The 21223-nt window shown below is 60.2% G+C and carries 22 protein-coding genes; 6 read left to right on the top strand and 16 right to left on the bottom strand.

Going from position 1 to position 21223, the window contains the following annotated elements:
- Positions 1-9 precede the first annotated feature (9 nt).
- On the bottom strand, positions 10-2982 hold the full coding sequence (locus AC27IQ_RS00475) for an ATP-binding protein (RefSeq protein ID WP_487087381.1): 2973 nt from the start codon (positions 2980-2982) through the stop codon (positions 10-12).
- A gap of 548 nt (positions 2983-3530) precedes the next feature.
- Positions 3531-3686, bottom strand: a complete 156-nt coding sequence (locus AC27IQ_RS00470) for a hypothetical protein (RefSeq protein ID WP_487087379.1) — start codon at positions 3684-3686, stop codon at positions 3531-3533.
- Between AC27IQ_RS00470 and AC27IQ_RS00465 the strand changes: the two genes are divergently transcribed.
- Complete coding sequence (locus tag AC27IQ_RS00465; protein ID WP_487087377.1) at positions 3685-5202, top strand: conjugal transfer protein TraG N-terminal domain-containing protein; 1518 nt, start codon at positions 3685-3687, stop codon at positions 5200-5202. The genes AC27IQ_RS00470 and AC27IQ_RS00465 overlap by 2 nt on opposite strands.
- A 4-nt stretch (positions 5203-5206) precedes the next feature.
- On the opposite strand, the gene AC27IQ_RS00460 is transcribed toward AC27IQ_RS00465, so the two are convergent.
- The 7 genes from AC27IQ_RS00460 to AC27IQ_RS00430 all read right to left on the bottom strand — a co-directional run bounded on the left by AC27IQ_RS00460 (position 5207) and on the right by AC27IQ_RS00430 (position 8337).
- A complete protein-coding gene (locus AC27IQ_RS00460; protein WP_487087401.1) occupies positions 5207-5572 on the bottom strand; it encodes a DUF3742 family protein in 366 nt (121 codons plus the stop codon).
- Positions 5573-5598: 26 nt separating this feature from the next.
- On the bottom strand, positions 5599-6009 hold the full coding sequence (locus tag AC27IQ_RS00455; protein ID WP_487087375.1) for a PIN domain-containing protein: 411 nt from the start codon (positions 6007-6009) through the stop codon (positions 5599-5601).
- Positions 5996-6229 (bottom strand): AbrB/MazE/SpoVT family DNA-binding domain-containing protein, encoded by a 234-nt coding sequence (locus AC27IQ_RS00450; protein ID WP_487087373.1) that lies wholly within the window; start codon positions 6227-6229, stop codon positions 5996-5998. The genes AC27IQ_RS00455 and AC27IQ_RS00450 overlap by 14 nt, the downstream gene beginning before the upstream one ends.
- A gap of 224 nt (positions 6230-6453) precedes the next feature.
- Positions 6454-6816, bottom strand: a complete 363-nt coding sequence (locus AC27IQ_RS00445; protein ID WP_487087371.1) for a hypothetical protein — start codon at positions 6814-6816, stop codon at positions 6454-6456.
- Positions 6817-6898: 82 nt separating this feature from the next.
- Entirely contained in the window at positions 6899-7372 is a 474-nt protein-coding gene (locus AC27IQ_RS00440) for a hypothetical protein (protein ID WP_487087369.1), read from the bottom strand.
- Between the two features lie 96 nt (positions 7373-7468).
- Complete coding sequence (locus tag AC27IQ_RS00435; RefSeq protein WP_487087367.1) at positions 7469-7855, bottom strand: hypothetical protein; 387 nt, start codon at positions 7853-7855, stop codon at positions 7469-7471.
- 23 nt (positions 7856-7878) lie between these two features.
- Positions 7879-8337 (bottom strand): hypothetical protein, encoded by a 459-nt coding sequence (locus AC27IQ_RS00430; protein ID WP_487087399.1) that lies wholly within the window; start codon positions 8335-8337, stop codon positions 7879-7881.
- 432 nt (positions 8338-8769) lie between these two features.
- Here AC27IQ_RS00430 and AC27IQ_RS00425 point away from each other — a divergent pair, with 432 nt between their 5' ends.
- On the top strand, positions 8770-9078 hold the full coding sequence (locus AC27IQ_RS00425) for a hypothetical protein (protein ID WP_323517478.1): 309 nt from the start codon (positions 8770-8772) through the stop codon (positions 9076-9078).
- 711 nt (positions 9079-9789) lie between these two features.
- Here AC27IQ_RS00425 and AC27IQ_RS00420 read toward each other — a convergent pair.
- From AC27IQ_RS00420 to AC27IQ_RS00395, 6 genes are all read right to left on the bottom strand, one after another.
- On the bottom strand, positions 9790-10401 hold the full coding sequence (locus tag AC27IQ_RS00420) for a hypothetical protein (protein WP_487087365.1): 612 nt from the start codon (positions 10399-10401) through the stop codon (positions 9790-9792).
- Between the two features lie 307 nt (positions 10402-10708).
- Positions 10709-11458 carry a sulfite exporter TauE/SafE family protein gene (locus AC27IQ_RS00415; RefSeq protein WP_487087363.1) on the bottom strand — a complete coding sequence of 250 codons (750 nt, stop codon included), beginning with the start codon at positions 11456-11458 and terminating at the stop codon, positions 10709-10711.
- Positions 11459-11491: 33 nt separating this feature from the next.
- Complete coding sequence (locus AC27IQ_RS00410) at positions 11492-12745, bottom strand: lyase family protein (RefSeq protein WP_228316180.1); 1254 nt, start codon at positions 12743-12745, stop codon at positions 11492-11494.
- Positions 12746-12756: 11 nt separating this feature from the next.
- Positions 12757-13236 (bottom strand): RidA family protein, encoded by a 480-nt coding sequence (locus tag AC27IQ_RS00405; protein ID WP_274342124.1) that lies wholly within the window; start codon positions 13234-13236, stop codon positions 12757-12759.
- Positions 13233-14093, bottom strand: coding sequence for a PhzF family phenazine biosynthesis protein (locus tag AC27IQ_RS00400; protein ID WP_284408722.1), 861 nt, complete (start codon positions 14091-14093; stop codon positions 13233-13235). Before AC27IQ_RS00400 ends, AC27IQ_RS00405 begins: the two co-directional genes overlap by 4 nt.
- A gap of 65 nt (positions 14094-14158) precedes the next feature.
- Positions 14159-14995: a Bug family tripartite tricarboxylate transporter substrate binding protein gene (locus AC27IQ_RS00395; protein WP_487087360.1), complete on the bottom strand. Its 837-nt coding sequence runs from the start codon at positions 14993-14995 to the stop codon at positions 14159-14161.
- A 271-nt stretch (positions 14996-15266) separates the two neighbouring features.
- Here AC27IQ_RS00395 and AC27IQ_RS00390 point away from each other — a divergent pair, with 271 nt between their 5' ends.
- From AC27IQ_RS00390 to mobH, 4 genes are all read left to right on the top strand, one after another.
- Entirely contained in the window at positions 15267-16118 is an 852-nt protein-coding gene (locus tag AC27IQ_RS00390; RefSeq protein WP_284408720.1) for a helix-turn-helix domain-containing protein, read from the top strand.
- Between the two features lie 175 nt (positions 16119-16293).
- Positions 16294-17127, top strand: a complete 834-nt coding sequence (locus AC27IQ_RS00385; RefSeq protein ID WP_487087358.1) for a hypothetical protein — start codon at positions 16294-16296, stop codon at positions 17125-17127.
- A 72-nt stretch (positions 17128-17199) separates the two neighbouring features.
- Complete coding sequence (locus AC27IQ_RS00380) at positions 17200-18375, top strand: MFS transporter (RefSeq protein ID WP_487087356.1); 1176 nt, start codon at positions 17200-17202, stop codon at positions 18373-18375.
- A 130-nt stretch (positions 18376-18505) separates the two neighbouring features.
- Complete coding sequence (gene mobH, locus AC27IQ_RS00375) at positions 18506-20404, top strand: MobH family relaxase (protein ID WP_487087354.1); 1899 nt, start codon at positions 18506-18508, stop codon at positions 20402-20404.
- Between the two features lie 353 nt (positions 20405-20757).
- On the opposite strand, the gene AC27IQ_RS00370 is transcribed toward mobH, so the two are convergent.
- Positions 20758-21222 (bottom strand): STY0301 family protein, encoded by a 465-nt coding sequence (locus tag AC27IQ_RS00370; protein WP_487087352.1) that lies wholly within the window; start codon positions 21220-21222, stop codon positions 20758-20760.
- Position 21223 lies beyond the last annotated feature (1 nt).

Below are 21223 nucleotides of genomic sequence, written 5' to 3'. Positions count from 1 at the left end.
GACGGATTCTCAGTGACCGGCCTCAGACGGCGTGTTCCAGAGCCTTTCGAGGTCGACGTCCTCGCTGGCTGGCTGCTTGTGGCTGGGCAGGCGATCAACCTGGATCACCATCGGCAGCTCGAAGGCTGTACCGGTTACGACGCAGCAGCCCTGCGACAGACCTGGGATGAGACTCCGCGACAAAGCGTCAAGCGTCGAGATGGTGTTGTCGACAAGATAGAGGTCCCGGTCGTTTACCAGCCTGTGGATGAAAAAGTTGTGTAGCTGCGAAACGATGGTTGGAGAGATATCTGCAGGTCGCTGGCTCGCGATCGTAATGAACATGCCGAACTTACGCCCCTCCTTGATGATTTCCTCGAACTGCTCCAGACGGTAGTCCTTCCATGTCTCAGCTTCGCGCGCCGACTGGTCCGACAGGATGTTGTGCGCCTCGTCGACGATGAGATGGATCGTGCGGTCTGGGGGATTGGCCACCGTGCTCCTGTGGCTGTTGTAGTAGTGCTTGGCGAAAAGCAGCGGAAGGATCTTCTTGATCTCGTTGTTGCAGCGGCGCATTGAAATGACCGTCAGCAGCTGATCGACGGGATGCTCTTCCGAGATGGTCAGCACCTTGCGTAGGCTGGCCAACGACGACTCGACGCGCTTGAGAAGCGGCTGGATGTGTTCGAACTGAACGTAGCCCGCGTTCAGGTCGGAGATCAGCTGCAGGTTGACTCTCAGCACGAGCTGGTCGAACTCATCGAGGTCTTGGACATCCAGCCTATCCACAATGGGTGCGATATGGGCGTTGTATTGGACACCGTCCGGGTCAATGAAAGCTCCGTGATAGTTGAAGCGGCCATTGCGGTACCAGGTGACCTCGCCGAGCATGTTGACCACATCTTGGTTTCCCATCCGCTTCGCGACGGTGCGCATTAGGTCCAGGGTGGCCGGCTTCGCCTCGCCGGCGCAGAAAGACTGCTTGAACTTGGCCTTGGTGTAGGTCACCAATGACGCGGGGTTCGCGCCGAACCGTTGCTTGCCTGAGATGACTCGGTTGAGAAATGGACGCTGCGTGTTGGCAGTGGCTTGAAACAGCAGTGCCATAGTCTCGAGTTCCCAGAACTCCTGCGGTGCCAAGGGGAATCTGGTCGTCGGGTCATTTGTGTCGGGGGTAGTCAGCGTGGAGAGCTGATAGACCATCTTGTTGGCCGCCGGCGCCAGTTGCTCGCCGCCGTACTCGCCATTGAAATCAAGCATGACGAACCGGCTCTTCCCAACGATCAGAGGCAGCTTCTTGTCAAGTAAGACGGTGTAAAGCTTGGCTAGGGTGTTGGACTTCCCGCTGCCAGTGTTACCGAAGATCCCAATGTGGCTGTTGAACAGCCGCCGCCAGGGAAGCCCGACGGCGATCTCTTCCTTGAGCATCTCTCCGATCCTGAAGTCGCCATCCGCTTTGCGGTCAAAGATCGACCTAATCTTCTCCTCCGGCATCAGGTAGGCCGCGTCCTGGATCATGGGCAGGTACTTGATGCCTTGCGTGAAGCCGGTACGGTCGAAGTAGCCGATCGGCCTGGCCTCAACCTTGCGTACGAAGGTCTGCTTTCCGTCCTGCAGCTCCGTGCGGCCCTCGTCCAAGTACTCGCCCTCGACCATGCAGATGATGTCCCGGAAACCGCGCTGGATAGACAGGTATTCGCGGATCGATACACCTCTGTACTTGTCACCCTCGAAGAACAGTGTCTCCTTGCTCGACTGCTCGTAGATCTTCAGAACCACCTTGGTTCCATGGACCGCGGTGACTTCGCCGACCCGGATGCTCATGCCAGCACCCCGGCACCGCCCGTAGGGGCGGCAGCAGCGGGAGCCGTGGCCGCTGCATCCGGCGCACCTACCGCATCCGGCCATGCCAGGATTTTTTTCGTTGAAGGCGGTGAAGTTCATCACCCCATCGTCGAGTACCAGGCACCTCACGTTGCGATGACCCTTGAACTTCTGTTCCATCGACGCGTGTTCCGCGCCGTTGAAGCAGCAGACGAACACCTGCAGGTGCGGGTTGGACAACGACCGCATGACGAGGTTGAGTATGTGCTCGTCAGCGAACGAGAAGCCAAAGGTGATCAGCACAGCATTGGGCTTTTCCAGCTCGTAGCTGAGCAGGCGGAGCATCTGGTAGTAGTGCTCCTCGTAGACCGTCTCGTGGAACTTCCACTTGGTCGGATTCACGATTGGCATCAGCTCGTACTTGGCCCAGAACGCATCCAGCTCGTCGTTGGTAAAGCCCGTGTCGGGCACGACATCGAGCGTGGCCGCCGGATCGTTCAGCGCATCCGAAAACGGCTGCAGCAAGGCACGAGCAGCGGCGTCTAGCAAGTCCTTGCGCTCTTTCAGGTCGTAGTCGACTCGAATCACCTCCTCTTGCTTGCTCCAGTAGATGGAGCCATGCAGGTGGATCAGGTTGATCTGCGGAATGCTGCTCTGGTAGCGCCCGAAGACGCCAGCGTGGCACAAGTAGGACCCGAAGTTCCGGGCCTGCACAATGCGACGCGTGAACCCTCTGGCACCATCGTTCATGACGAAATCGATGTGCCCCTCCTTTATGAGGGCGTCAGCTACAAGCGGGAAGCAGCCGTCGTAGTTGGTTGTGAACACGTTGCAGCGCCTATCCAGAGCCTTGCGTCGCTTCACCATCTCCAGCGCTGTGAGCAGGAAAGTACGGTAGTTCTTGATGACCGTGGCGCCTGGCTCTGTGGTCACTGCATCCAATCGTAGTTCTTCCGCCGGCCGGATGCAGTTAGTGTAGTAGTGCATGAACAGTGGGACGAGTCGTCGGTCTTTCTCAAACTCGAACTTGGTGGCAAGTTCTTCGAGGGTGTAGCGGCGGTTATCGACGCCGGTCTGTACCTGCAACTGCAGGGTCGGGAGTAGACCGAAGGAGGCCCCTGAACCGAACAGGAAGTTGATGTCCTGGTTGTATATGTCTTCGATTGAGATCACCCGCATCCCCCTGCACTATTGTTCCAGTCTGAAATAGTGCCACATCCCGCACTTGCAGCACCCAGGGGGTACGGACAACTTGATGCTCTTGAGGCCGCCATAGAACATGACGAAGCAATCTTTTAAATATTTGCGCCGATAGATAGCAGTAGCCGATATCCGAGCATGAGCGGTCGCTCGGCCACATCACGCCGAACTACGGCCTTCAGCCTGATGGGAGCCTCGGACGAGGCCTAGCCAAACGATACCTTTAGCCCATATCAAGCAGATTTAAGTCGACCGGCGATGCGATGTTCCTGTTGCTGGGACTGTTCGTCAGCTTCGCTGGCATACGCAATTTACGTGCGCCTACTTCGGACTCTTGCAATACCGAGCAGCAGATTAAATGCTTCCCCCTAAACTATGGAGAGGCACCAACGGTAGTCGGACGGCAGTCAAGGCTCCCGGCAGCCATTGCCGCCTTCAATTCTCAGTTGCCCTCTTCCCCTGACGCCAACCATAAGAATCAGGGCGGGCGCAATTTGGATTGTTCTGCCTCCACAGACGAGTTGCCCTCAACATAAAGTTCCATCAAAAATCATGGCCTTGATTGCAAGGTCGCGGTCCGGCAGCGCGAATGCCTTTTCCCAGCCCTGCTGTCTTGGTTCTGGAAAACCGGCGCCTACCCCAAGCACTTGGTCATGATCACGCAAGGCGCGCGGAGATCCCATGACCCTCTACACCACAGACTACCTGGAGTACTACCTCACGCTGGTCGGCTGGATCGTTCACAACGGCATCTGGCACATCTTGGTCGCCAGCGGCGTGTTCGCCCTGCCCTTCGTGTCCATCGTGATCCAAGAATGGCTCCGGGCGCGAACCGAGGGGGCCGACGAGGGGAATAAGGGGGTCCTGTCGGCGGTCCGCATCGAGAACCGCGTATGGGTTGCCATCGTGGTCATCCTGTTCGCCGGCATCCCCTTCATCAACGTCAATCTCTCGACGATCCAGTTCGATGCCTCGCGCTCCACGCAATGCAAGGTGGATGTGGCGACACCGCAGGACACCCGATGGTCCAATGCCTTCACCACGCTCAACAATCAGAGTGCGCAGGTACCGGTTTGGTGGTTCTTCATGCATGCAGTCTCGAAAGCCGTCACGGGCGCGGCCGTGGCCGCCATCCCGTGCGGCACGGACCTGCGGCAGATGCGTATGGACATCGACAGCACACGCATCAACGATCCGGTACTCGCTCAGGAGGTGGCCGACTTCACCCATGACTGTTACGGGCCTGCGCGGGCAAAACTCTTCATGGGGCGGCCAGCGCTCTCCGACACGCAGATGAACGATGTGACCTGGATTGGATCGGCCTACTTCCTGGGAACCGGCGGGTTCTACGACACCTATCACTCGCAGACACCGCGCTCCGCCTGGCCATATAACGCAACGCGCGATGCAGGCCTAGCCCAGGTGGACAACGGAGGCGGCTACCCAACCTGCCAGCAATGGTGGTCGGACGGCGACCAAGGTTTGCGTAGCCGTTTGCTCGTCCAGGTGGATCCCGATCTGCTGTCGCGCATTGGGCGATGGGCGGGTTTCGTCTCACGCCAACAGGCGGACGATGCCATCATCCGCGCGATCGCCGCACCGCGGCAGCAGACAATGAACCAAGGACAAGCCTACGCCGACTACGGCGGTCAGGTGGACATGACGCTGCCCAACATCGTGACGCGCGGCGCAGCTGACGTTGGTCTGGCAGCTGGCTCGATCGGATTCTTCCCTGCAATGGATGTGGTGCGGCAGGCGCTGCCGATGGTGCTGTCGTTTCTCAAGATGGCGATGCTGATCTGCATCCCTCTCGTCCTGCTATTTGGCACTTACGACCTCAAGGCGGTTGTGACGATGAGTTGTGTGCAGTTCGCGCTGTTCTTTGTAGATTTCTGGTTCCAACTGGCCCGCTGGATCGACAGCACCATCCTCGATGCACTCTATGGATGGAACTCTCCGCACAGCAATTTTAATCCTCTGCTCGGACTGAACAACGCCTTCGGCGACATGCTCCTGAACTTCGTGATGGCGTCGATGTTCATCGTCCTTCCGAGCTTCTGGGTTATGGCACTGGCTTGGGCTGGGGTGCGAGCCGGCAATCTAGTAGGAGCGCTAACAGCGGCAACAGGGGACGCGAAATCAGCGGGAGGAAGTAGCGGAAGAAGCGTGATAGGAGGCGCGAAGTCAGTCTTCAAATGAAAATTTACGAATCTTCGCCAGTGTCTCCCATATCGTGACGCCACTCATTTTTGTCATAGAAGCCATATCCAGAATGGCCGTCCCGCCACTCTGGTTTTGATGGAGTCTCTAGTTCAAATCTGCTTACAACCCAAATCAGTGAAAGAGCAGTAGCAATCAACAAGGCAATCCCAAAAGCCACGTACATAGCAAGGCCGAGAATGACGAACTTGACACACCAACTCACGAGTAGTGCAGTTCCCCGAGATGGAACGAAAGCGGCCACCGATTCGTTAACCTGGCTGTCACGCTGTACCAGCCAGCGCCACACCCTCCCCGCAGCACGTCCAGTCCTACGGCTCAGTGTTGGCTTGGAGTAAGAGGTAGCCATCATGGAGCCCTCCTGCAATCATTGGGTCAGGTGAATGGATTCCGGATCGAAAGGCTTTCTTCGATGATGAGGCCGTGGTGCATGTCTTCCGTGTACAGGGTCTGACAACCTTCGATGGCCGCGGCCGCAATGATGCAGGCATCGTAGAACGACAGCTGGTGCCGCTCGACCAACTGCCGAGCCCGGTCGTGTACGTCGACCGTGAGAGGCACAACTTTGCAGAACTCCCGCACCAGCGAAAGAAACTGCCCCACCTCACCCCAGCCCATCTTGAACTTGCGCACACACACGTGAGTGACTTCGTTGAGCACCTGCACGCTGATGATCGGCCGCCGCTGAAGGAGTTTTTCAGCATCATCTGCCTTCGCGGCGTTCTCGGACAACAGATAAAGCACCACATTGCTATCGAGGAAGATCTTGGCCTTACCGCCGACCATTGGCCTCTTCCCGGTTGAACCTGAAATCTGCCGGCAGCTTGCCGCGGAACGCACGCAGCCGCTCCAGCAGAGCTTCCGAACCTGGCTTCTTGCGCACCGCGAAAAGGCGCGGCTCGTCCACGACAATCTCGATGTCGTCACCCTCGCGCAGCTCCAGGGCCTCTACGACGCTTGCAGGCAGTCGCACTGCCAGACTATTGCCCCATTTGGCTACTTGCATGCGGCACCCTCAAAAGATATACATCCATGATGTATATCCTACAACTCCTGAGTGTCTTTGCAACCCCGGCGTCATTGAGGCAGTCGCAACTTTCCAAGCACGTCAAAAGGTTAAAAGGAATGGAAGGGGCAGCAAGGGGAAAGGCTCTACCTGAAAAAGAGGAAAAAGGTTGTCCAAAAAAACCACTCGCATGGATTGCCCCTTTTTGCTTGATGCTGCCTGAACTACCCCTCTATCCCCGCGATGGCTTCATCCTCCGCTTGCGCCTCCTCCTGCTCGTCAGGTCGAGGCGGCTGGGTGTCAGGAGACTCCGGCAGGATAGCCAACCGTGCTGCGATAAACGCCGCGATCTCCGCTAGACCATCATCTGATTGAATGATCGTTCGGTCAACATCAATCATGACAGTGTGTGGTCCAAGGGTTGCTTCCACCTTGTCGATGCGCGTGAGCCAGCACCAATAGATTGGACGGTGCTGAACGTGCAGTGGACCCGCATGAAAGTTGGTGACTTGGAGTTTGACGTCAAGCCCCGGGAGATCACCGATCAATCTTCGCATTGCTTTTGGTTCTTTTTCAAGTGCTGACAATCGTATTTCTTGCTCTCCAACTTTCACCAAACCCCTGCACCAAGCACGATCTCTAGTCGTCAAGTAGAATTTAGGGTCGGCATCATAAACATGCAGAAAGTAGCGGCTGCTGTGAGTATTTTTTTTTCTTCTCAGGGACAAGTAGGGCCAAACGAAGCAAGTCCGCTAAAATTGCACCAGTAGCGGGAGATTTATTCCCTGCGTGCTGGTTTCCATCCAGACCCGCTTGACCTCTAAGGAATTTACATTCGAGCCACAAATGATGCCGCCATCCATATTGGCTAAGCCTTTTATTGGCGACGTACAAGCGATTGACATCCGCGAACAGGTCCGCTCGGAGATACCGCGGTGCTCCTTCAGCAGCATACAGGCCATCACTGCGATAAAGCCGTTCGCTTTGCAGGCAACCAATGGGATTAGGGACGTTGCGTCCGTTCAGCACCTGAAGGAGCGCGAGAGTTAGCGCAGAAACAATACCTGATTCATAGCTTTGAGACTGGTAGCCAGATCCGTGAAGAATTTCCGGCAGTGAGAAAAAAGCCTGCTCAATAAGCATTAAAGATATCCTTTCATTCAGAAAATTCTGCAGGCATTAATTATCATAATCTCTTAATTGATAATATTTGAACGCAGCCATTTTTAACCGGCACAGCTAGCTTTCAACCGTGGGCCGCAAGAAGTCAGGCATCGTCCGAGGATGGAGGTAGAAGATATGGGACACCACCTTATTTAGGAATGCCCTATTCAACACAGTCGAGAAACTCGTCACGTTCGCGGTGACCTGCTCCTTCCGCATCAATTTGCGCCAATGTGGCCGATTGTGGTCGGGCTCCTCCCATTGCAGCAGGCGAACCAGAGCTGTGTGAGCAAACTGCACCCCCTCGTCTCCTGCCACAAAGTGGATGTGGATGTGAGATTCAGTATGTTCCTCCTTGTTTTCGAGATCCCATGCGGTGAACAAAGATTGAACTTCACTGTCTAGGTCGATGCGATTGGCGCCCTCGCTATCGGTGAAGCTCACGCCATCGACAGTCATCATCCACTGTTCCGTGTAGCCTTCCTTTAAGTCATCATCCACTGTTCCGTGTAGCCTTCCTCAGTCTTCTCCGTTTCTACCAGTTTGTGCTTGCGGAACCGAAGATGCACGCCTGCCCCTACGCCAATCGTATAGGCTAGGTCTCCTACCAAGACGCCGAGCAGGTTCTCCTGCATCGCAGTATTCAGCGTGATGTTGTAGTTCTTAGAAGCCTTCTTCATGTGCCGGACTTCAAACAGCGTCCAGACGCTGTAAAACTTCCACGCGACCAGCAAAGGCATACCCACTAGGTCGGCATAGTTTTGTAGACGCTTCAGGTAGTCCGGCTTGAACGACAGGAGCCTATCGTTCTTCGACTTCACCTCGATCAAGACCGGGAACTTGCTTGTCTGGGTCGAAAATTTGGCTAGTAAGTCGGGAACCTGGAACTCTGTTTGGAGGCTATAGGCATCTGATGCTGGTCGAGTTTGTGCAGAAGCTGGCACTTCCCAAGCCAAGCGCACACGACTGAAAATTCGTCCTCGACCGGCAAGCCAATATCCAAGCGCCTAACGCGCTCAGCTACTACGGCGGGATCCGCATCTATTCCTAGCTCTGCCAGAACGTCTTGAATGAGTCTCGGCAGGTCAGACGTAGCTTCCAGCGTCTTCTTGGTCTCTGGTTCTATCTCCAAGGTGCCCCCCTTAACGATCTACTTCTAAGAATAGCCTCTTAACCCGACTCCGTGCTTGAAAGAGCAGGGCCTGCTGGCACCTTGTCTCGTGTCCAAAAGCGATCCGCGACAGTCCTTCTCTTTACGTTTCAATCACTTATGGGTTGAGACCCACCGATTGCCACCTAGAGAGCAACTTTCGTCTATGATCCGTAAGGCAACGATAAATTTTCTGTCGTTGTCGATCCGTAGCTTAGGAGGTCATATGGCAAGTCCATTTTTGGATAGTAAGCTTCATACCATTGCTCGTCATCTCAAGCAGGTGGATAACCGAGTGGACGTTGACAAGGAAATTGAGTACCTGAACAAGACTTACAACTTTGTGCAGCAGGAGCACTTTGAAGATTTTCGTAAAGATGTGAAGGATTTGTACGAGTTCGAACGCGACAGAAAGCTGTCTAGGGTTAGCACTGTTGGATTTGCCAGATTCAAATTGGATCAAGTGACTGGCAACGCGGCCCTTGAATCGCACGATGCGGCCTTGGATGACCAGCTCGGGGTAGTTACTGTATAACCTAGTGCACCAATGACAAAAAAGGGGCCGATGGCCCCTTTTTAACTACTCCTGCCTGCCACTGCGGAACGCAATTTAGAGAATTCAGACGAAATCAGCCACGGCAGCTATTTTGAATGTTGGAGCACTTGAGGGCCCCGAATTCGAATGGAGCCTCTTGCCATTTTTCTCTGTAAACTCGGCGACAGACGGAACCAGCGCAATTCATGCTAGGCGATCCGAATGACACTGGCGCCTCGGAAGCGCTGTTTCCGCCGTCAACAGCCAAAACATCGTCCCTTGCACGTAACCGTGGTTAGACCTGTACCGCAGTCACCGAACATCTTGCCTTGCAAGCGCGTCATAGCCCTCCTCCCGTGATCGCAAGCAGCGTGCACCGGCCCCCTTCTCCACCTACGCGGTCAACTGCGCCCGATCCACATCCAGCCGGTCGATTAACCGGGAAGCAAAGAACGCTGCTCCCTGCACCAGCGCCTCAATCGCATCCATAGGCACGCAAGCGGTCAGCAGATAACTCGTGTTGAGCAGACGCGCGCTCGACAGCGAGCACAAACCATCGATGGTCCGACAGCACCTTCATGCACATCATCTTCAGCATGAAATTAAGCGTGCCAGCCATGCTGGTGGAACCGGACCCGAGCGGAGGCGAAGCAGGTTCGCAACAGATTCGGCAACGCTGATTCGCCTATAACCCCAAGCTGCAGACCTTAATCAGGGAACTGAAGAAGACTTCCTCTCTTCCAGCCGGGCACGTGCGATCCCTGCTTGCCAGTACATCGAGAAAAGTTCGATCAGTTGAGGGTTGGTCATTCCCTGGACGCGTGGAACCTTGAAGATGATCCAGTCTTGTTTGGCGTTGTACCAGGAGCGCCCGACGCTATGCCAAGCGCTGACCGATCGGGCGTCCTTGAGTGGGACGTCATAGTCACTGGACAGATCCACGAAGAGAATCAGATTCTCACCACGGTGACTGCCAGCGCCGACCCGGTAATTTTCGATCGCCGTCCACGGGATCGGCTGTGTGACGGCTGAGTACTGAAGTCCGTGGGCGCTGAGCGTCAAGAAGGGAAGTTTTCTGCGTCGCCCGAGCCCACGGGCGAGCATCCCCAATGCGGCCGCCATGGCTATAAACGCCAAGGCAAAGACGATGTTGCTCCGAAGCATCGCCATGCCGGGAAGTGCACAAAGCAGCGCCAATATCCAGAGCAGCGCGCTCGAAAAACCACCTCCTTCATAGATGGTGAGCGTCTCACGCCCCCGAGCTGCCATCTCGAGTAATTCGGCTTGGGACGGACGGTGGTCCTGGCTTACGCCGTCGTGCATACAGACCTCTTGTCTCATGGATTGGTTGACCCGTTCCAACACTTCATCTTGGCGTTCAAAAGGCTGTTTGACGTTTAGAAGGGCCTAAAAATAAGACGAACGACGCGGAACATTCCCCACCCGGCATAAGCCGCAAACCATAGCGAGCCAGAGTGGCACCGCCTTGAAGGCCGGGAAGAAGCAGGCAACGAACAGGGATCTACCCAATCAGTCCCTGCAGCTACAGCAGACGGAGACGGAAGGCGAATGGATCAACTATGTCTGTAGAGCTCGCCCCCGACCGGTGCAGGCCCAATGCACGTCGAGATCATCTCCGCAGCAGGTCTGGCACAGACGAGAGCAACATCGCCACGCCCGACGCGGTGAGTAGCCCCAGCACAACCTGCCGAAAGGTCGCCTCGCTCAGGCCGACGTACAGTCGAGCACCAAGCAAGGTCGGTACGAGCATCGCAGGAGCCACGATGGCGAACAGCGGCAGCATGTCCCGCGTGACCGCCCCGGTGCCTAGGTAGGTCGCCATTGTGACCAGCAGCATCGACAAGTTGAAGTTCTGGATCACGGCGCGCTGCTGGTCCTTCTCGTAGCCGCGCAGCGTGCACCACAGCGTGGGCAGCGCGCCGGTGAAGCCGCCAAGGCCGCCCATGACGCCACCGGCCAGTCCCACGACCCCGTCGGCCACACGTCCGCCTTTGCGAATGTGGGGTAGCTGCTTGGCCATCAGCATCGCGGGGCACCACAGCACCAGCAACGTGCCCAGGATCGCCTTGAACATGGCCATATCGATCCGCGGCAGCAAGGCCACGCCCAGCGGAATACCCGCGAATCCGCCCAACACGAAAGGCAACAACACGCGCCAGTCAAAACCACGTCGCACCGATGCCACGGCCAACAGTTGCCCTGTCAATGCACCGAATACGGCGAGCGCCGCGGCAACGCGCGGCTCCAACGCCCAGGCCCAAAACGATATCGCTACCAGACTGAACGCAAAACCCGACAAGCCCTGCACGAAGCCTGCCACCACGGCACCGATCACCACCACCCAAAACACCTCGTCCACGTACCCGTCACTCCGATTCGCTACGCGCTGCGCTCACCCCACATCTTGCCTCGCCACAGCGTCATATCCCAGCTCTCGCGACTGCAGGTACCGCGCACCCGGTCCTTTTGCCAGGTGTACGTCCAACTGCGAATGATCGACCTCCAGCCGATCGATACACGAGCTGGCAAAGCACTCCAGGCCCTGCCCTAGCGTCTCAACCGCATCCACGGTCACGCAAGCGGCCAGCAGATAGGTCGTATTGAGTTGCAGACGCGCGCTCGACAGCGAGGCACAGACCATCGCGTGGTCGGACAGCACCTTCATGCACATCATCTCCAGCATGGAGGCGTGGGTCGGATTGACCTTGCCGGCCATGCTGGAGGAACCCGGCCCCACCGCGGGCAGTAACAGCTCGCCTAATCCGCATGCGGGCCCCGATCCCAGTAGCTCGATGTCGCGGCAGAGCTTCAAACACACCACCGAGATCATGACCAACCCGCTCCACACCGTCAGCAACGCCGTATCCACCACTTGGGCCGCGCATGGCTGCGGCGCCGACTGAAACGGCATGCCCGTCAGCGTACGCAGCTCCTCCGCAAAGCGTGTCCCGAAGCCCGGATGGACTCCTGCGCCGTTGCCCACTGCACCGCCCCCTTGAGGGAGCACTCGCAGCGTCTCGCAGGCGGTCGCCAGATGGGATTGAGATCCGCGCAGCAAGGCGGCGAATCCACGGAACTCCATGCCTACCGTCGTGCAATGCGCGTCGCGCAGAAAGGTGCGACCGACCTTGGCTGTCTCATGATGCCTCGCTGCGAAGAGGTCCAGCGCCGTCACCAAGGTCTCCAGCGATGAAGAAAACGAAGCCTGTAGTTCGCGGGCCAGTGCCATATGCACCACGGTCGGCCAGCTGTCGTTGGACGACTGGTTCCGGTTGACGTGGTCGAGCGGATGGATTTCGGCAACCGCCCCGATGTCGGGTGACCCGGCCTTGGTCTCGGCCATGAGCTCGGCCGCCCGGCACGCGATCACTTCGTTGACGTTGATGTGGGTCTGGTTGCCATCGCCTGCCTGCCACATTCCGAGTGGGAAATGCGCGTCCCACGCCCCTGCCGCCACTTCCTGCGCAGCAAGTGCAATGGCGTCGGCAATAGGCACCGGCAGTTCCTGCAGGTGCGCATTGGCCCGCGCGCTCGCCTGCTTTTGCAGCCCGAAAGCGTGGATCAGGCTGCATGGAATCCGGCCCAGGCCGCTCGGATAGTGCATGAGGGCATCGGCCGTGTAGGCGCCCCATTTCGGATCGACCATTCTTGGCTCCTTCAATCCGGGATATCGCGGGTAGCGAGCACCATGATCACCTCGACCGCGCCGCCACCGGGCAACGACGCCACGCCCACCGCCGTGCGAGCGGGCAACGGTGATTGCGGCAGCACGTCCTGCAGGCAGGCCGACGCCGCATCCATCACCCGCACGTGGTCTCGGAAGTCTGCGGTACTGCTGATGAAGCCCTGCAGCGTGACGACCCGATCGACCCGGTCCAGGGTGCCCAGCGCCTTTTGCGCCGCGCGCAGGAGCAGCAGCACTGCGGCGGCAGCCGCCCGTTCGCCGATAGGTACGTCCTCTTCACTCCGCAGTGGACCGGCGATGATGGCACCACCCCGCCGCCCCACCACGCCGCTGGACACCCAGCAATCGCCAATCTGGAAGAAGCTGCTGTAGCGGCCCGATGGCTTCAGCTCAGGCTCGCCCGCCACCAGTGCATCGAGCCTTCGGTCGGCTGCGCAAACAACGTGGTTCATATCCACTGCCCTCCCCAATCTGTTTCCAACAGCGCTTGGCCACCCACCCAGCAGCCCTCGGCCTCTTGGGTCACCGCGGGCATGCGCACTGTGATCTGAGAGGGAGATCCCATCGCCTCGCCCTGCCGGACGGTGACCACCGCGGACCTAGGCCCCACCAGCGCCATGCGGCGCAATCCCCAGGCCAAGGCAGCGGCAGCGATGCCTGTCGCCGGGTCCTCCAGATAGCCGGACGCCCTGGGAAACTGTCGCGCACTGCAATGCACCTCCCGCGGTTCGACGCGGGAGACGGCATAGGGATACAACCCGGTTGAACCAATGCGCTCACAGACGATGGGTACCTGCTCCGCATTGACGCGCAGGGCGTGCAGGGTTTGCATGCTGTCCAGCCGGATGAGCGTCTTGGCCCGACTGGTGGAAGCATTCAATACGCCATCGACGACCTGCGACGTTCTGAGCCCCAGGCACTGCACAATCGAACGGATGTGCCCCTCGCCCAGCAACCGCATGCAAGCCGGTGGCTGGCTGATTTCGATGCGACCGTCCACCCTGCGCCCATGCACCGTCCCGCTGGCCGTGCGGATCGCGACCGGCTCTCCGTCCCAACGGTCCTGCGCATGCAGCAGCCACAGCGCGGCGATGGTGGCATGGCCACACATTTCCATCTCGTGCATCGGCACGAAGTAGCGCATTTCCCAGCGATGCACACCGTCGCTGCACGCGGTCACGAAGACGGACTCGTGGCCGCTGGCACGCGCATGCGATTGCATCTCGGCACCGGTCATGGCCTCGGCGTCCAGCCAGACCGGCGCGGGATTGCCGCCGCGTGGATCGCCATCGATGGTGAAGACCCGCACCAACGGTGCCCGGGTCGATGCATGGCTTGGACTTGGGGAAACCCTATGCTGGGAGTGCATCGTGCTCACTCCACCTTGGCACCGACCGCGCGGGCGATGCCGCCCCACAGGGCGATGTCGGCGTGGATCCGCTGCGCGAACGCCTGGGGCGTTCCGGCCACCGGGGCCACGCCGCGGGCGAGCAGATCGGCCCGGACTTCCCGGTCCTCCAGCACCCGGCTCAGCGCCGCGTGCAGCCGCTGGATCACTGGCTCCGGTGTCGCCGCCGGTGCCATGAGGCCATACCAAAGCTCGGGACGGAAACCCTGCATGCCCGCCGCCGCGAAGGTGGGAAGGTCCTGGAACACGGCCGAAGGCTCGGTGATCGCCAGGGCCTGCATGCGCCCGGCGCGCACCTGCTGCACGAGCGCCGTCGGGTTGTCGAACAGCACCTGCACCTGCCCGGCCATGAGATCGGTCTGCGCCGGTCCGGCGCCCCGGTAAGGCACATGCGTCATCTCCACCCCTGCTCGCTGCTTGAACAGTTCCGCGACCAGGTGACTCGCACTGCCGTTTCCGATGCTGGCGTAGTTGATCGTGCCCGGGTGGGCCTTCGCATGGGCGATGAATTCTGCCGGGGTTCGCCCAGGGAACCCTGGCGCAGTGACCAGCACGAAGGGAGTGGTACCCAGCAGGCCGATGGGCACCAGGGCGTTGGGGTCGTAACCGAGTTTCGGATACACCGCCTGGGCAGAAGCAATGGTCGTTGTCGTGGCAGCAATCAACGTGTAACCGTCTGGCGTGGCCTTGGCGGCGGAGGCCGTGCCAACGGTTCCGCCAGCACCGGCGCGGTTGTCGATGACGATGCGTGCAGCAGGTCCCAGGGCGGCCTGGAGTTTCGGGGAGATCGACCGAAAAACCACATCTGTGCCCCCGCCGGCAGGAAACGGGACGACAATGGTGATGGGTTTGCTAGGGAAATCCTGCGCGTTCGCGATGCGGGAAGTAGCAGATGCCAAAGCGAGGCATGCCGACAATATGCCGAGGCGCCAAAAGCGCTGAGATCGAAGAGTCATAGCAGTTCTTTCAAAAAAACGCAGTGGATGAAACGCTGCAATTAATTCTTCGCGAACACTGAGTGGAGCGCACATCCGATTGCGACATCACTCAGCACAATCGCGACAAGGGATGGATATGCAACAAGAATTGGGACCGCAGGGATTGCGGGTGTCTCCCTTTCGGGAGCAGTTGCGCCATGGCTCTACGCTGGTGGCGAATCACCGGCAGGGCTATGCAGCGTCACCTCACACGCACGATTGCGACATGCTGTTCGTGCCGATGCAGGGACGGTTCGAGATCGTGGATGCATGGGAGCGCAGCCTGCAGTCGTCGCCTGGCGACTTTTTGTGGCTTGCTGCAGATGCGGCCCATGCCACATCTGCCCAGACGTTTCGGCAGACGCACCTCGCGATCTATGTCGACCCGGAACTTTGGTCTGCTGTCTTGGAAGCACAGGCCATCGTCCGACCCTCGCAGGGCCTGCGAACGGGAAGTGCAGCACTGGGCGCGCTCTCGCGTCGCCTGCTCGACATTGCAGTACATGGTCGCGAGATCGATACCACCGCTTGGTGCGGTGCGGTGGTGATGGAAGCCGCGCGACTGTGTTCGCACCCGGTTCGGAACACCGAACCGCACCCTTCGCGGCACATCGCCAGCCTGCTTGCCGACCACATTGAAACCGACCTGGATCAACCACTCGCGCTGGATGCGTTCGCACGCACTCAGCGGCTGTCGCGCCGCCAGGTCGAGCGCTACTTCCGCCTGCAGTACGGCCACTCGCCCCTGGAGTTCCAACAAAGCAAGCGTCTGCTGCGCGCCAAGTACCTGCTGGAAAATACAGACGAATCGGTGCTGTGCATTGCGCAGCAGGTGGGCTGGGAGTCCGGCTCTTACCTGGCACGGATCATGAGGAAATCCTTCGGGATGTCCGCTTCGGAGTTGCGTGCGCACACAGAGCGCAGCGCCTGCGCACCGCGTACGAAATAACGCACAAGCGTTTCAGGGAAGCCTGATTCAAGCGGCAGCCGCCGACGCATAACGTCGGGGCTGCGAGCAGTCCGACGCACCGTTGTTTGCCATCGCGCCCCTGCTCGGAAGCCACTGCGGCGCCGAGAGCGCTGCCACGTGGTCACTTTCCGCGCGACCGCAGAGGACAGCGCCCATGAAACGCATCAACGATATCGTGGAACCGGAAATCGCCTTGGTCCATGCACCGCAGGCGCAGCAGGCGCTGCGCAACGCCTATCGCGATTGCATCGAAAGCCTGCGACGTATCGAAGAATTTTTCGACGCCTTCAGCACGATGGCTTGGCATCCTGACGCCCGGCGCATCTTCTTTCACAACTGGCGCAGTCCGGGGATCGGATCGGCCAGTTTCTGCGCCCTGGCCTTCCGCGTGCTCGAACAAGCCGAGCACGCACCACAGGATCGCCAAGTGCTCTTGTTGCGAACGGCGGCCCGTGTGTCCGAGGTGTCGCGCGAAGACGTGGGCATCGGCACGACCAACCACCAACTGCTGTACGACCGCTTCGCCACCGGCCTGACCGGCGACGACCAATGGAAGCTGGATCGGTACCGCATGTCCGGCGCCAAGGCATATCTCAATGCCTCGCGGCGCTACCGGGAAAACGGGGAAGATCTCGGGGTGGCCATCATCCGTTCGCTGCCGGAAGAGCTTTACAACCACGGTGAATTTGCCTATGCCACGCCCTGTTTCGTGGCTTGGCGCCGTGATCGGCTGGGCCGAGGCCAGGAAGGAGTCAAGGAGGATTTGCAGTTCCTCCACGATCACCTGGGCACCACGGAAAGCGGACACTTCGCCGCTCTGGTGCGCGGCATGGAGGACTACTTCGCCGTAGCACAACGGGAGCCTGACTGGCAGTTGCTATACCAAGCGAGCCGGCAGTTGATCGAGAACATGGCGACCCACTACGGGCTGCTGATGCAATACATGCAAGCGGCTCACCCCCGATCCGAACTGGAAGCGGTGGCCTGATCCACGCGCAGCCGCCAGCGCCCCGATGTACGGCATGTTCTCGCAAATTCCTTGCGTCCGAGGAGCGCCCGCATGCACACCCGCTGGAAGATTCTCGCCGTGTCCACGGGCGTGCAGCTGTGCGCGGCGCTCGGGACACAGAGCATCGGTGCATGGGGTGTGTTCGCGCAGCAGCGTTTCGGGCTCACCCATGCCCAGCTCGGCCTGCTGGCCACGCTCTGCGGCGCCATCACCATCCCCGGGCTGTGGCTGGCCGGCTACGCCCTGGACCGTCACGGAGAGCGCTGGCCGGTCGCCGCTGGCGTGTGCATCGTGGCCGCTGCCATGGCCTTGCTGGGACTGGCCGAAAGCTACCCCGCCTGCCTGGCCGCGATGGTGCTGCTGGGCCTGGGCTACAGCCCCATCCAGCCGGGCAGCAGCCGGGTCGTCCACGGCTGGTTCCCGCCGGCGCAACGGGGACTGGCGATGGGCATCCGCCAAGCAGCGTTGCCCCTCGGAGGGGCACTGGCAGCGCTGCTCTTTCCTGCGCTCATCGGCGCACGGGGCTGGATGGATGCGATGGGCAGCGCAGCGCTCCTGATGGGGCTGGCGGGTGGGGCATTCGCCTGGGTTCATCGCCCGGCACCGATTGCCGCACCGCATGCTGCCCCGCGTGCCGGCCCGGCCGGGCACGCCACGTCGTTGCCCATGGTAGTCGGCGCCCTGCTGGTCCTGGGCCAGACGGCCATCAGCGTGTACTGGGGACTGTTCGTGGCCCATGTCTTCGCGCTGCCGCTGACAACCGCGACAGCGCTGCTATTCCAGGCGCAACTGGCCGGAGCCGTGGGCCGCATCTTCCTGGCACGCGCCAGCGATCGGCATCCCGGCCAGCGATGGATGAGCGTTGGTGGATGCGCATGGGGATGTGCGGCCGTCATGGCCTGCACCGCACTGCTCCCCGCCTCGGTGCCGCTGACATGGCTGGTCAGCCTGAGCTGCGCGGCCGGCTTCTTCGGCTTTGGCTGGTATGGGCCCTGGGTGGTCTGGCTGGCGGAATCCGCGCGGGCAGACCAGACCGGCCGAGCACTCGGCGCAGCCATGGCCATGAACCAGGTGTCGATCGCCCTGCTTCCGCTAGCGTTCGGATGGAGCGTCGATCAGATCGGCGGGTATCGCCCGGCATGGTGGGCATTGTCAGCCAGCACTGTCATCGCTGGCTTGCTGTGCGGATGGACAGGGAGAACAACCCAGTCCATTGCCAAGCAATGAGACGTTCGTGCATCGCACTCTATCGGCATCGCGCGGTGCCCGATTGGTGCCGGACAGCAGGGAAGGACCTGCGCCACCCTGCGGCTGGGTTCGCCATCTCGGTGCAGCCCCATCCTGCCGACGGGCCTGCATGTTCAATCTTTTCCAACGCTCGCGGGTGAAACGCCCAAACGCATCGGCTCTCGTGGCCACGCCGCCCTCCGCGGCCCCCTCCGGCCTCGTGTCGCCGCAATCGGCGCAGGCCCTGCTCGCCACGGCCCGTCGGCAGCGCCTCATCGAGCACATCTGGCAGCGCACCTCGCTCTCGCGTGCGCAATTCGACCATCTCTACCGGGGGCCGCTGCAGCGCTACGCCGAGTTGGTGCAACAGTTCCCCGCTTCCGAGAGCCACCACCACGCGTACCCGGGCGGCATGCTGGACCATGGCCTTGAAATCGTGGCCTATGCGCTGAAGCTGCGGCAGTCGCATCTGCTGCCCGCTGGCGCCACGCCCGAGGCCCAGGCCGCCCAGGCGGAGGCCTGGACCGCTGGCGTGGCCTACGCTGCGCTGGTGCACGACCTGGGCAAGATCGCGGTCGACCTGGAGGTCGAGTACGGTGATGGGAGCGCATGGCATCCATGGCACGGCCCGCTGCTGCGCCCGTATCGATTCCGCTATCGCGCCGGGCGCGAATATCGCCTGCATGGCGCGGCTACCGGGTTGCTCTACGTGCGCGTGCTGGACCGGGACATCCTGGACTGGCTCAGCGGTTTTCCGGACCTGTGGGGTCCGCTGCTCTACGTCCTGGCGGGTCAGCACGAACATGCCGGCGTGCTGGGCGAACTGGTCGTGCAAGCCGATCAGGCCTCGGTCGCGCAATCGCTGGGCGGCGATCCCGCCAAAGCCCTGGCTGCCCCTCGCCACGCCCTGCAGCGCAAGCTCCTCGACGGACTGCGCTACCTGCTGCGCGACCAACTGAAGCTCAACCAGCCCGAAGCCTCCGATGGCTGGCTGACGCAGGACGCCCTCTGGCTGGTCAGCAAGACCGTCTCGGACAAGTTGCGCGCGCACTTGCTGTCGCAAGGCATGGAGGGCATCCCCACCAGCAACCTGGCGGTGTTCAATGTCTTGCAGGAGCATGGCATTGCGTTGCCGACACCCGATGGCAAAGCGATCTGGCGGGCCACGGTCCGAAGCGACGGCGGCTGGTCCAAAACGTTCACGTTTCTGCGCCTCTCCCCTGCCCTGGTCTGGGATGCCTCCGAGCGGCCGGAAGCCTTCCATGGCCAGGTGACGGTGGTGGAGACGGATATGAAGGACGATCTGGCGCCGGTGGCAGCGGCGGATCATCCAAGCCCCTCAGCATCTCCGCCGCAGGCGCCTGAAAGCGAAGCCGCTGGCCGCCCACCCACCGCCGCGGCCCTCCCCTTCCCATCGGCCCCACCGCCGCACGATGGAATCGATGCGCTGCTGGCGCTGATGCAGCCGGACGCGAAAACGCACGAGGACGCGCCGCAAACGCCCTTCGAAACTGTCGCGCCGGCCATCACTCCGCATGGTGGAGGCACGGCATCCACCACCGACTGCGCTGGCCTTCCCGCCGATGGGCAAGCCACACCATCGGGCAGGCATTTCCTGAGCTGGTTGCGGCACAGCATCGTGAGCCGCCGGCTCGTCATCAACGATGCCAAGGCGTTGGTGCACACGGTGGCGGACACCGCCTACCTGGTCAGCCCGGGTGTCTTTCAGCGCTATGCGCAGGAGCATCCAGATGTCGTCGCTTTAGCCAGGCAAGAAAAACTGCCCGAGTGGCAGTGGGTGCAAAAGCAGTTTGAAAAACTGCGCGTGCATCGCAAGCAGCGCGACGGACTGAACATCTGGACATGCGAGGTCGCCGGTCCTCGCAAAACGCGCAGGCTGCATGGCTATCTGCTCATTGACCCCTTGATGGTCCTGCCGCAATCCCTTCCTGGCAATCCGTATCTCGTCTTGAAGGAGCCGGCGCCAGAATCGGAGGCTGATAAGGGCGAAGCAGCCGTCCAGTGCTGACGCTTTCCACAAGTAGCCATTGGATGGCAGCGCGCACATTCAGGATGCGCGATAGCGCCCTTGCGCCGGTCCGGCCACAAAAGGGACCAGCAGCCGAGGTATCCCTACCTGGCCCGCCCGGTGGATAGCCATCGGCCCGAACGTTGCTGGTCTTTGTTGTCGGCCTGCTCGGACCTCGTCACCGAGCTGCGGGATGTAACGACCCATCCGACATCCATAGATTGCCGCGGACCATCGAGCGCCTCCATCGGGTCACCCCTGACCGGCTTGTAAGAAGTCACTGACTGCTTTGTAGGGTGGATCGCACGCACGCCTGATTGCAGTCACACCAATCAAAGCGAAGGGCCTTGCGCTCATTCGCACTCGAAATCAATGTCGATCAGATGCTGGTCGCGGTCCTTGCGCGTCGTCGCCGTGCAAGACCTGACGTCGTCGCCGACGCGCTTGTAGATCTGCACCGCGCCAAGGGCGCCGTATTCGCACACCAGGTAGATTCCATAGGGATTCCTGCTCTCAAATTTCCAGACGCCCTCTGAGACCCCCGATGATTCCTGCTCATCGCCACCGTCAGGGATCAGCGAGGCCAAATCGCGAGGGTGCCCTGAAAAGACACCCATGGAAAAGAATGGCAAAGACCCGTCTCCCTTGAGGATGGCCTGGGTTCCTTCCGGTACATCCTGGGTTTGCAGGACCGTCTCTGAAACAGCCAGTGTCGTTGGACACTTCAACGTGTCCTTGGCAAACGCTGCACCGCATAGCAGCACCCCAGCCAACGACATTGCCGCGATCGCAGCGGTTGAAAAACGTTTGGATGACACG

This window comes from Acidovorax sp. KPB24-07, assembly GCF_057543315.1.
Note: the sequence above shows the minus strand (reverse complement) of the source record. Positions and strands in the feature narration are given on the sequence as shown.

Coding starts and splice junctions, on each gene's coding strand:
- AC27IQ_RS00460 (WP_487087401.1), bottom strand. CDS start 5,572: ATGGCTACCTCTTACTCCAAGCCAACACTGAGCCGTAGGACTGGACGT.
- AC27IQ_RS00470 (WP_487087379.1), bottom strand. CDS start 3,686: ATGGGATCTCCGCGCGCCTTGCGTGATCATGACCAAGTGCTTGGGGTA.
- AC27IQ_RS00435 (WP_487087367.1), bottom strand. CDS start 7,855: ATGATGACTGTCGATGGCGTGAGCTTCACCGATAGCGAGGGCGCCAAT.
- AC27IQ_RS00385 (WP_487087358.1), top strand. CDS start 16,294: ATGAAACGCATCAACGATATCGTGGAACCGGAAATCGCCTTGGTCCAT.
- AC27IQ_RS00420 (WP_487087365.1), bottom strand. CDS start 10,401: ATGCACGACGGCGTAAGCCAGGACCACCGTCCGTCCCAAGCCGAATTA.
- AC27IQ_RS00440 (WP_487087369.1), bottom strand. CDS start 7,372: ATGCTTATTGAGCAGGCTTTTTTCTCACTGCCGGAAATTCTTCACGGA.
- AC27IQ_RS00390 (WP_284408720.1), top strand. CDS start 15,267: ATGCAACAAGAATTGGGACCGCAGGGATTGCGGGTGTCTCCCTTTCGG.
- mobH (WP_487087354.1), top strand. CDS start 18,506: ATGTTCAATCTTTTCCAACGCTCGCGGGTGAAACGCCCAAACGCATCG.
- AC27IQ_RS00450 (WP_487087373.1), bottom strand. CDS start 6,229: ATGCAAGTAGCCAAATGGGGCAATAGTCTGGCAGTGCGACTGCCTGCA.
- AC27IQ_RS00455 (WP_487087375.1), bottom strand. CDS start 6,009: ATGGTCGGCGGTAAGGCCAAGATCTTCCTCGATAGCAATGTGGTGCTT.
- AC27IQ_RS00465 (WP_487087377.1), top strand. CDS start 3,685: ATGACCCTCTACACCACAGACTACCTGGAGTACTACCTCACGCTGGTC.
- AC27IQ_RS00425 (WP_323517478.1), top strand. CDS start 8,770: ATGGCAAGTCCATTTTTGGATAGTAAGCTTCATACCATTGCTCGTCAT.
- AC27IQ_RS00405 (WP_274342124.1), bottom strand. CDS start 13,236: ATGAACCACGTTGTTTGCGCAGCCGACCGAAGGCTCGATGCACTGGTG.
- AC27IQ_RS00475 (WP_487087381.1), bottom strand. CDS start 2,982: ATGCGGGTGATCTCAATCGAAGACATATACAACCAGGACATCAACTTC.
- AC27IQ_RS00380 (WP_487087356.1), top strand. CDS start 17,200: ATGCACACCCGCTGGAAGATTCTCGCCGTGTCCACGGGCGTGCAGCTG.
- AC27IQ_RS00410 (WP_228316180.1), bottom strand. CDS start 12,745: ATGGTCGATCCGAAATGGGGCGCCTACACGGCCGATGCCCTCATGCAC.